The organism is Tangfeifania sp. (assembly GCF_055108615.1).
Genome location: NZ_JBSQIC010000041.1, coordinates 18,754 through 29,867 on the forward strand (window position 1 = coordinate 18,754; position 11,114 = coordinate 29,867).

Genomic DNA, 11,114 nt, shown 5'->3' on the forward strand with positions numbered 1-11,114 from the left:
ATGGGAAAGCCAAAAATATTACTCGTTGACGACTTAGAGGAAAACCTGGTAAGTCTTGAAATGATCCTGAGAGGATTTGATGTTACTTTTATTAAAGCTACATCGGGGGCAGAAGCGCTGCGCAAAACCATTAACGACGATTTTGCGCTTGCCATTCTTGATGTCCAGATGCCCGGTATGGACGGCTACGAAACTTTATCGTTGATGCGGAAAAGGCAACGAACAAAATTTCTGCCCGTAATATTTGTTTCGGCCATCCACCAAAGCGATTTACACATTATAAAAGGTATTGAAACCGGGGCCGTCGATTTTATCGCCAAGCCCATAATACCTGAAATTCTGGTGGGTAAAGTAAAAAACTTCCTCGACTTGTTCTCGCAGCAACAGGAGTTGAAAAGCCTGCTGAAAAAATTGGAAGAAAAGAACAAAGAGCTTGAAATTCAAAAAGAAAAAGCAGAAGAAGCCACACGGGAAAAATCCATGTTCCTGGCCAACATGTCGCATGAAATTCGCACACCCCTAAACGGCATAATCGGAATCTCAAAAATCCTCGAAGAATCGAAACTCGATTCGGAACAAAAAGAGTTAACCGAAATAATTACAACATCGGGCGAAAACCTGCTCAATATTGTAAATGACATTCTCGATTTCTCGAAGATTGAATCGGGCCAGATTAAGCTGGAAAAAATTGATTTCAGCCTGAAAAAAGTTATTGAATCCATTATTAAATTAATGAAATTAAATGCCGACAAAAAAGGGAATACCCTTTCGGTGAAAATTGAACCTCAGGTTCCGGACATTTTAACCGGCGACCCACACAGGCTAAATCAAATCCTGACCAACCTGGTAAACAATGCCATAAAATTTACCAAAAACGGTAACATTAAAATAGTGGTTGAAACAACCGCCAAAGATGAAAAAGAAACCCAACTGCTTTTTAAAGTAATAGATACAGGAATAGGAATTTCGAAACAAGGACAAAAAAAACTTTTCAAAGAGTTTTCACAAACCGAAAGTTCCACATCCAGAAAATACGGCGGCACCGGCCTGGGGCTGGCCATTTGTAAAAACCTCGCATCGCTGATGGGCGGAGAAATTGGGGTTAACAGCACCGAGGGCAACGGTTCTGAGTTTTGGTTCAGTTTGAAATTTGGCTACAAACAACAAAAACAAAAGGATATGCGCACAGAAGAGATTGACATTCCTGCCGGCATTGAAATTTTATACGCTGAAGACAATCCGGTAAATCAACGTGTTACTCAACTTTTATTGCAAAAAATTGGTGTCAAATGCGAAATTGCCATCAACGGGCAGGAGGCCATTGAAATGTACAAAAACAACCAGTTCGACTTAATTTTAATGGACATGCAGATGCCCGAAGTTGACGGCATCGAGTCGGCAAAACAAATCAGGCAAATCGAACAAAATAGCGGTGTTGATGATCCGGTTTTTATTGTGGCGGTTACGGCAAACACTTTTTCAGAAGACAAACAAAAATGTTTCAATGCAGGCATGAACGATTTTATCAGCAAACCATTTAAAGAGGCAGAACTGAAGAGAATAATCAAAAATGCAGTAACCAACAAACAAATACAACAAATTAATGAGCCTCCACGAAACTGAAATACAAGACATTGAGATCAACCTGCTGCTACAGGCCATTTACATGAAATATGGCTACGATTTCAGGAACTACAGCAAAGCCCACCTGAAAAGGAGGATACACCAAAGGTTAAAACTGAGCGGATTAAAAACTATTACAGAGATGCAAAAACTAATTCTCTGGGATACTGATTTTTACAAGATTTTCCTGAAAGACCTTTCCATTAACGTCACCGAAATGTTTCGCGACCCGGATTTTTATGCCGCGTTTCGCGAAAAAGTAATTCCCGACTTGCGAACCTACGCCCACATAAAAGTGTGGCATGCCGGCTGCTCCACCGGTGAGGAAGTCTATTCGCTGGCCATTGTATTGAAAGAGGAAAACCTGCTGAAAAAAACGCAAATTTATGCCACCGATTTCAATAAAAATGTACTTGAAATTGCAAAACAGGGAATTTACAGCAAAAAAGAGATTGACCTCTACGCCCAAAATTACAAACAAGCCGGAGGGAAAAATGAACTTTCTGACTACTACACTTCAAAATACGGTTCGGTTTTGTTCGATAATTCGTTGTCGAAAAATATAGTTTTTGCCGACCACAACCTGGTAACCGACGGTGTATTTGCTGAAGTCAATCTTGTTTTCTGCCGCAACGTATTAATTTATTTCGACAAAAAACTTCAAAATAAAGTTTTGCGCCTGTTTTCCGAGAGCATTACCAAAAGGGGGTTTCTTTGTCTTGGAACAAAAGAGAGCCTCCGTTTTACCGATTTCGACAATAAATATTCAGTTATCGATAGCAAGATGAAAATTTATAAAAAATTACCGGAAACAAAATGATTAAAGCCATTGTTATAGGAGCTTCGTTTGGCGGAATGGAAGCCATTAAGAACCTGCTTTTCATGCTTCCTGCCCAGTGCACAATCCCCATTGTTGCTGTTTTACATATTGGCAACAATACAATTGATACCTATCTTTCAATGCTGAACAAAAACAGTCACTACAATGTAAAAGAAGCCGAAGAAAAAAAATCAATCAAACCAGGAAATTTCTACTTTGCACCACCCAATTATCATTTGCTGGTTGAAGACAATTTTACAATCAGCCTTTCAACCGACGAAAAAGTTAATTTCTCGCGCCCTTCAATCGATGTGCTTTTTGAAACGGCAGCATGGAGTTTACAAAATGAACTCATCGGGGTACTGCTCACAGGCTCAAATAACGACGGAGCCAACGGACTGAAAACAATCAGGGAGCTCGGCGGCACTACCATTGTGGAAAACCCGGAAACTGCTTTTGCCAAAACCATGCCCGAAACCGCTGTAAGAATCAGCCATCCGCACTATATTCTCGATTTAAAAGATATTGCAGGTAAAATCACAAAGCTGACAAATGAATAATTTGAAAACCAATAAAATATATTAAAAATGAAACGAGTAATTCTAGTAGCATTCTTACTTCTTGCAGTCCCTAATTTAATTTTTGCCCAGGAAAACTATCAACCCTCAGAAAAAAACCTTGAAAACCGCGAATGGTTTCAGGATGCCAAGTACGGGCTGTTCATCCACTGGGGCGTTTACAGTATTTTAGGCGATGGCGAGTGGGTTATGAACAACCAGCAAATTCCCATTAAACAATACGAGCGGCTGCCCTCCTTTTTCAATCCCATTGATTTTGATCCCGCCGAATGGGTTTCGATGGTAAAAAAAGCCGGGATGAAATACATTACCATTACCAGCAAGCACCACGACGGGTTTGCCATGTTCGATTCCGATGTGAGCGAGTACGATATTGTTGACAAAACGCCATACGGAAAAGATGTATTAAAAATGCTGAAAGATGAGTGCGACAAACAGGGAATCAAGCTGTTTTTCTACCATTCGCAACTCGATTGGCACCATCCTGATTATTATCCACGCGGAAGAACAGGAAGCGGTTTTACAGGCAGGCCGCAAAACGGCAACTGGGACAACTACATCGACTACATGAATGCCCAGTTAACCGAACTGCTGACCAACTACGGCGAAATTGGCGGAATTTGGTTCGACGGAATGTGGGATAAAAAGAGTGCCGACTGGCACCTGGCGGAAACCTATTCACTTATTCACGAACTGCAACCCGGGGCCATGATTGGCAGCAACCACCACGTGGAACCTTACCCCGGAGAAGATTTTCAGATGTTTGAACGCGATTTGCCGGGCAAAAATACAATGGGGTTCAACCAGACCAGCACCATCTCGGAACTCCCGCTGGAAATGTGCGAAACCATGAACGGTTCGTGGGGTTTCAACCTTCAGGACCAAAACTACAAATCAGTAAAACGACTCATCCAAACCATGGTAAAAGCAGCAGGCTACGGAGCCAATTTTTTGCTGAACACCGGCCCGATGCCCAACGGCGAAATTCAGCCCGAAAATATCGATACGCTCATGAAAATGGGAAAATGGCTCGAAAAATACGGGGAAACAATTTACGAAACCCGTAAAGGGCCCATCGCCCCGCAAGACTGGGGGGCTACAACCATTACCAAGGACGGAACCGTTTACATTCACCTGCTTGAACTAAAAGATGAAAACCTGTTGATTCCGTCATTTCCTCAAAAAATAAAATCGGCAACCTATTTTGCGGGAGGCGAAAAGGTTGATTATATGGAAACCGATTACGGCATCTTGCTGAATATCCCGAAAGAAAAACAGGAAAATTACGATACAATACTTGTAGTAAAAATGTAGTGTCCCTGATAACAAAAAATAAATTGTTTAATTCTAAAAAAATAAATTAAAACCATACGGACTGATTGCACAAAAGATAAAAAAAACGATGCGTTTTTTTAATGATTCTAAATAAGCCAATATAGTTTTCAACATATTTAATTATCTATATATTTAGCGTCCCATTAGAATAAAATACTTTAAAATCTCGCAACTTTTCGCGATTTTTATTGTTCATTTTGGTGATTAATTTGTAATAATTAAAAGACAAAGATATGTTTGATTCAGACCTGATTGAAAAAGTGTATGGACAAATGTCCGAAAGGGTAAAAAAAGCCCGTCAAAAACTCAACCACCCGCTCACCTACGCCGAAAAAATACTCTACTCGCATTTATACGAAACACAACCGCTTGAATCGTTTAAGCGGGGAGGCGATTATGTGGATTTTGCGCCCGACCGCGTGGCCATGCAGGATGCAACGGCACAAATGGCATTGCTGCAATTCATGAATTCAGGAAAAGATACAACTGCAGTGCCTTCTACTGTGCACTGCGATCACCTCATCCAGGCCCAGGTTGACGGAAAAACCGACCTCAGTGTTTCACGAAATGCCAACAAGGAAGTTTTCGATTTTCTGGAATCAGTTTCCAATAAATACGGAATTGGCTTTTGGAAACCCGGGGCCGGGATTATCCACCAGGTAGTACTCGAAAATTATGCTTTCCCCGGTGGGATGATGATTGGAACCGACTCGCACACGCCCAATGCCGGCGGTCTTGGCATGGTGGCAATTGGTGTTGGAGGAGCCGATGCAGTGGATGTTATGGCCGGAATGCCCTGGGAGCTGAAAATGCCTAAACTGATTGGTGTTAAACTAACCGGAAAACTAAGTGGCTGGACCGCTCCTAAAGATATCATTCTTAAAGTAGCCGGAATTTTAACCGTGAAAGGCGGAACAGGTGCTATCATCGAATATTTTGGCGAAGGGGCAGAATCGCTTTCAGCAACCGGGAAAGGTACCATTTGTAACATGGGAGCGGAAGTGGGTGCAACCACCAGCATTTTTGCTTTCGACGAAAGCATGCAACGCTACCTGAAAGCTACCGGCAGGGAAAAAGTGGCTGAAATGGCCGATAAAATGAAAGACGTGCTTTCTCCTGACCCGGAAATCTACGAGAATCCCGAAAAATATTACGACGAGCTTATTGAAATCAATCTTTCTGAACTTGAGCCACACATTAACGGGCCGTTTACCCCCGACCTGGCCACTCCTGTGTCAAAAATGAAAGAAACAGCCAAAGAAAATGACTGGCCACTCGATGTTTCGGTAGGGTTAATTGGCAGTTGTACCAACTCGTCATACGAAGATATTTCGCGCGCAGCATCAATTGCCAAACAGGCTGTTGACAAAGGACTGAAAGCAAAATCGGAATTCACAATTACGCCGGGTTCTGAACAGGTCCGCTACACTATTGAACGCGATGGATACATCGGTATTTTCGAACAAATGGGCGGTAAGGTTTTTGCCAATGCCTGTGGCCCGTGCATCGGGCAGTGGGCACGCCCGGGAGCCGATAAAAACGAGAAAAATACAATCGTCCATTCGTTTAACCGCAACTTCTCAAAACGAAACGACGGAAACCCAAATACCCACGCGTTTGTAACATCGCCCGAGCTGGTTACAGCAATAGCCATTTCGGGCCGGCTCGATTTTGACCCAATTAACGATACCCTTACCAACGAAAAAGGCGAAAGAGTAAAATTGAATCCGCCTACGGGATTCGAACTTCCGGTAAAAGGGTTCGACGTGAAAGATGCCGGCTATCAGGATCCGGCTGAAGACGGCTCAAAAGTGGAAGTGAATGTGGCCCCGGATTCCGATCGGTTGCAACTGCTCGAACCTTTCGATCCGTGGGATGGGAAAAACATCACAGGGGCAAAACTGCTCATTAAAGCATTGGGCAAATGCACCACCGACCATATTTCAATGGCCGGCCCGTGGCTTCGTTTCCGTGGTCACCTCGATAATATTTCGAACAACCTGCTGATAGGTGCCGAAAATGCATTCAACAATGAATCAAACAAGGTAAAAAACCAGTTGACAGGAGAATACGGGAAAGTTCCCGATGTGCAACGGGCTTATAAAGAAAAAAATATCCCAACGGTTATTGTAGGCGACCACAACTATGGCGAAGGCTCATCGCGCGAGCATGCTGCCATGGAGCCCCGCCACCTTGGAGTGAGGGCCGTAATTGTTAAATCGTTTGCACGCATTCACGAAACCAACCTGAAAAAACAGGGAATGCTCGCACTTACTTTCGATAACGAAAACGATTACGACCTGATTCAGGAAGACGATACGTTTAACTTTATTGATTTGAATGAATTTGCACCAGGCAAACAACTTACTGTGGAAGTAGTCCACGCAGATGGTTCGAAGGATTCAGTAAAAGTAAACCACACTTACAACGATCAACAAATCAAGTGGTTTAAAGCAGGTTCAGCATTAAATTTAATCCGAAAACAAAACAAAAATTAAAAAAGATATTCATGCAAAAAATTAAAGTTCAAAATCCCGTTGTTGAACTCGATGGCGACGAGATGACCCGGGTTATCTGGGATTTTATTAAACAAAAACTGATTCTCCCCTACCTCGATATCGAATTAAAATATTATGACCTGGGAATGGAAAACCGGGATGCCACCGACGACCAGGTTACAGTGGACGCAGCACATGCCATAAAAAAATATGGCGTGGGGGTAAAATGCGCCACCATCACGCCGGACGAAGCCCGTGTGGAAGAATTCAAGCTGAAATACATGTGGAAATCGCCCAACGGAACCATCCGGAATATAATCGGGGGGACTGTTTTCCGTGAACCCATTCTGATTAAAAACATCCCCCGCCTGGTTCCCGGCTGGAAAAAACCCATCTGCATCGGACGCCATGCGTTTGGCGATCAATACAAAGCCACCGACTTTGTTACCAAAGGAAAAGGCAAACTCACCATTACGTTTACACCCGACGATGGCAGCGAACCGCAAAGCTACAATGTGTATGATTTTGAAGGCGACGGTGTTGCCATGGCCATGTATAATACCGACGAGTCGATAAGCGGTTTTGCCCGATCGTGTATGAACCAGGCTATCCTGAAAAAATGGCCCTTGTACATGTCAACCAAAAACACCATTCTGAAAAAATACGACGGGCGGTTTAAAGACATTTTCCAGGAAATTTACGAAAACGAATACAAAGATAAGTTCGAAGAAATTGGAATTACTTACGAACACCGCCTGATTGACGATATGGTGGCTGCTGCGCTAAAATGGGACGGCGGATTTGTGTGGGCCTGCAAAAACTACGACGGCGATGTACAAAGCGATATCGTGGCCCAGGGATTTGGCTCACTCGGACTTATGACTTCAACGCTGGTTACCCCCGATGGAAAAACCATGGAAGCCGAAGCTGCCCACGGGACTGTAACACGCCATTTCAGGCAACATAAGGTGGGAAAACCAACTTCTACCAATCCAATTGCATCCATATTTGCCTGGACACGCGGCCTCGAGTTCCGCGGCAAACTTGACAGCAACGATGAACTGATCAACTTTGCCCACAGCCTGGAACAGGTTTGTATTGAAACCGTTGAGTCAGGTAAAATGACCAAGGATTTGGCACTCGTAATACATGGGAAAGATTTAAAGGAGGAACACTACCTTACAACCCAGGAATTCCTGGAAGCATTGGACGAAAACCTGAAAAAGAAATTGAACTAATAAGAATTGCTGCTGATCAATTTTCGTGGAACAAATCTGCAAATTTTTGATTTTCAGCTGTTCCACTGAAGCCATAAGATATTCACAAAATTTATTATCTTAAAGGCATCCAATGGTTTTCTTTTAAACAATAAAATGGAAGAAATAAAAAACATAAATGGTAAACTGCAGGTACCCGACAAACCGGTAATTCCTTATATTGAAGGGGACGGAATCGGGCACGACATCACTCTGCCATCGCAAAAGGTAATTGATGCTGCTGTTGAAAAAGCATACGGCGGCCAGCGAAAAATAATCTGGAAAGAAGTTCTGGCCGGCGAAAAAGCTTTCAGGCAAACCGGCAGTTACCTGCCCGATGCCACCATTGAAGCCTTCAGGAAATACCTGGTAGGAATTAAGGGGCCATTACAAACACCTGTTGGCGAGGGAATCCGCTCGCTTAACGTGGCACTGCGGCAAACGCTCGATCTCTTTGTTTGCCTGCGCCCGGTTCGCTGGTTTAAGGGTGTCCCCTCACCCATTCGTTATCCCACACTGGTTGACATGCATATTTTCCGCGAAAACACTGAGGATATTTATGCAGGGATTGAATATATGGATGGCAGTGCTGATGCAAAAAAGTTAAGTAACTTTCTGATTCAGGAAATGGGAGTGAAAGAAATCCTCTTCCCCGAAAGTTCTTCTTTTGGCATAAAACCTGTTTCGAAAGAAGGCTCCGAACGGTTAACCAGGGCAGCAATTCAATATGCCATTCAGCGCGAATTGCCTTCGGTAACCCTGGTACATAAAGGCAACATCATGAAATATACAGAAGGAGCATTTAAAATTTGGGGATACGATTTAGCTGAAAATGAATTTGGAGACCATACTTTTACCTGGCGGCAGTTTGAAAAGATAAAAACAGAAAAAGGCCGTCTCGATGCCGAAAAAGCGCTGGAAGAAGCCCAAAAAGCAGGAAAAGTTATTGTGAAGGACGTGATAACGGATGCCTTTTTACAGGAATCGCTGTTAAAACCCTACGATCATTCAGTAATTGCCACTATGAACCTGAACGGCGATTACATCTCGGATCAACTGGCAGCTATGGTTGGCGGAATAGGAATTTCGCCCGGTGCCAACATTAATTCGTTAAGTGGATATGCCATCTTCGAGGCTACCCACGGCACAGCTCCCGATATTGCAGGTTCAGGAAAAGCAAATCCGAGTTCGCTGATACTTTCGGCTGTTATGATGCTCGAACACATTGGCTGGAATAAAGCTGCCGAACATGTGTACGATGCCATGGAACATGTTTTTGCCAAACGGAAGGTTACCTCCGATTTGTATGCTCAAATGGAGGGCGCCACGCTTTTAACCACTTCCGATTTTTCGGATGAAGTGATAAAAAACATGCATTAATTCATTTTGACTATTAATACAAAAAACAAAAGAATATGGAATATATCAAGTACCGTTTTTTTCAAAAAGCAAGCAAGTGCTCAAAAGAATTTCAACGTATTAAAAATGAACATGCCGATAAGGTAATTGCTGAAGTTACATTAGGACAGGTTCTTACAGGAATGAAAGGCATTCCTTTACTGGTTACCGATACCTCGAAACTCGATCCGAATGAAGGAATCCGTTTTAAAGGTTACTCAATACCTGAACTGAGGGAAAAACTGCCAAAAATTTCACCAACAGGAGAGCCACTTCCCGAAGGATTGTTTTACCTGATGCTGATTGGCGAAATACCAACGCATGAAGACGTAATGAACCTTTCGAAAGATTTTGCCACGCGCGCCCATGTGCCGCAGCATGTTTTCGATGTTATCGATGCCATGCCTCTGAATTCGAGGCCGATGACACAGTTCAGCGCGGCAATTCTGTCCATGGCCACCGAGTCAATCTTTCAAAAAGCTTACAGGGCCGGTGTAAATAAAAAATACTACTGGGATTCGACCTACGAAGATGTGATGAACCTGATTGCACGCCTGCCCCGCGTGGCGGCCTATATTTATCGCCGTAATTTTTACAACAACGAACAAATTGAACCTAATCCACGTCTCGACTGGTCAGGGAATCTTGTTCACATGATGGGGTTCGATTCAGAAGATATTCGCAGGCTGTTCCGTCTTTACATGGTTATTCATGCCGACCACGAAGGAGGAAATGTATCGGCGCACACCGCACACCTTGTAGGTTCGGCGCTGAGTAATCCTTATTACGCATATTCTGCAGCAATGACAGGTCTTGCAGGGCCGCTCCACGGTTTTGCCAACCAGGATGTGATTCACTGGATTTTTCAGATGATTGAAGATTTGGATACCGACAAGCCTACTGACGAACAGGTGGCAACCTATTGTAAAAAAACACTGGAAGAAGGCCGCGTTATTCCGGGTTACGGTCATGCAGTACTACGTAAAACTGACCCAAGATTTACGGCACAGCAGGAATTTGCAGAAAAATATATCAAGGATGATTCAATAATCGATATTGTAAATCAACTCTATAAAATTGTTCCGCCTATTTTGTCGAATGTTGGTAAAATTAAAAATCCATGGCCAAATGTAGATGCATTCAGCGGCTCATTGCTCTACCACTATGGAATAGAAGAATACACTTTCTACACCGTATTGTTTGGCGTTTCCAGGGCCCTTGGGGTTTTAGCATCGTTTGTTAACGACCGTGTTTACGGAATGCCCATTGAAAGGCCAACTTCACATCCTTTGGAATGGTTCCGCGATAAAGTTGAAGGGAAAAAGAGCAACAAGAAATGTTAACTTATTTAAATCTCGGCACTGAAAATTTAGAGCCCGTAACGTGTATTGCTGTTGGCGCGCCGGGTGATGCAGATCAATTACCCGACGACCTGAAAGAAAGGGAGCTAAAACCCAGGGAAAGAAAAGAAAAAAAGGAATTTGTTTTTGAACTCGGCAGGCATTAATAGGGTGTGTAATGAATTAAGTTACCTGATAAACATTTCTAAATGTCACATATTTAATTATTTATAAAATATTATTAGGCAGTTTATTCTATTACACAC

General features: G+C 43.0%; 9 protein-coding genes. All 9 read left to right on the plus strand.

The window, feature by feature from the left end:
- The 9 genes from ACTCNA_RS10380 to ACTCNA_RS10420 all read left to right on the plus strand — a co-directional run bounded on the left by ACTCNA_RS10380 (position 1) and on the right by ACTCNA_RS10420 (position 11,015).
- Entirely contained in the window at positions 1–1,623 is a 1,623-nt protein-coding gene (locus ACTCNA_RS10380; RefSeq protein WP_462947844.1) for a response regulator, read from the plus strand.
- Positions 1,604–2,443 carry a CheR family methyltransferase gene (locus ACTCNA_RS10385; RefSeq protein WP_462947845.1) on the plus strand — a complete coding sequence of 280 codons (840 nt, stop codon included), beginning with the start codon at positions 1,604–1,606 and terminating at the stop codon, positions 2,441–2,443. Before ACTCNA_RS10380 ends, ACTCNA_RS10385 begins: the two co-directional genes overlap by 20 nt.
- On the plus strand, positions 2,440–3,003 hold the full coding sequence (locus tag ACTCNA_RS10390; protein ID WP_462947846.1) for a chemotaxis protein CheB: 564 nt from the start codon (positions 2,440–2,442) through the stop codon (positions 3,001–3,003). The genes ACTCNA_RS10385 and ACTCNA_RS10390 overlap by 4 nt, the downstream gene beginning before the upstream one ends.
- Before the next feature lie 27 nt (positions 3,004–3,030).
- Complete coding sequence (locus tag ACTCNA_RS10395; RefSeq protein ID WP_462947847.1) at positions 3,031–4,335, plus strand: alpha-L-fucosidase; 1,305 nt, start codon at positions 3,031–3,033, stop codon at positions 4,333–4,335.
- A gap of 254 nt (positions 4,336–4,589) precedes the next feature.
- Positions 4,590–6,854: an aconitate hydratase gene (locus tag ACTCNA_RS10400; RefSeq protein WP_462947848.1), complete on the plus strand. Its 2,265-nt coding sequence runs from the start codon at positions 4,590–4,592 to the stop codon at positions 6,852–6,854.
- 11 nt (positions 6,855–6,865) lie between these two features.
- The gene (locus tag ACTCNA_RS10405) at positions 6,866–8,092 is read left to right on the plus strand and encodes an isocitrate dehydrogenase (NADP(+)) (protein ID WP_462947849.1); all 1,227 of its coding nucleotides are present in this window, start codon (positions 6,866–6,868) and stop codon (positions 8,090–8,092) included.
- 135 nt (positions 8,093–8,227) lie between these two features.
- Positions 8,228–9,490, plus strand: coding sequence for an NADP-dependent isocitrate dehydrogenase (gene icd, locus ACTCNA_RS10410; RefSeq protein WP_462947850.1), 1,263 nt, complete (start codon positions 8,228–8,230; stop codon positions 9,488–9,490).
- Positions 9,491–9,525: 35 nt separating this feature from the next.
- A complete protein-coding gene (locus ACTCNA_RS10415; RefSeq protein WP_462947851.1) occupies positions 9,526–10,851 on the plus strand; it encodes a citrate (Si)-synthase in 1,326 nt (441 codons plus the stop codon).
- Entirely contained in the window at positions 10,845–11,015 is a 171-nt protein-coding gene (locus ACTCNA_RS10420) for a hypothetical protein (protein WP_462947852.1), read from the plus strand. The genes ACTCNA_RS10415 and ACTCNA_RS10420 overlap by 7 nt, the downstream gene beginning before the upstream one ends.
- Positions 11,016–11,114 lie beyond the last annotated feature (99 nt).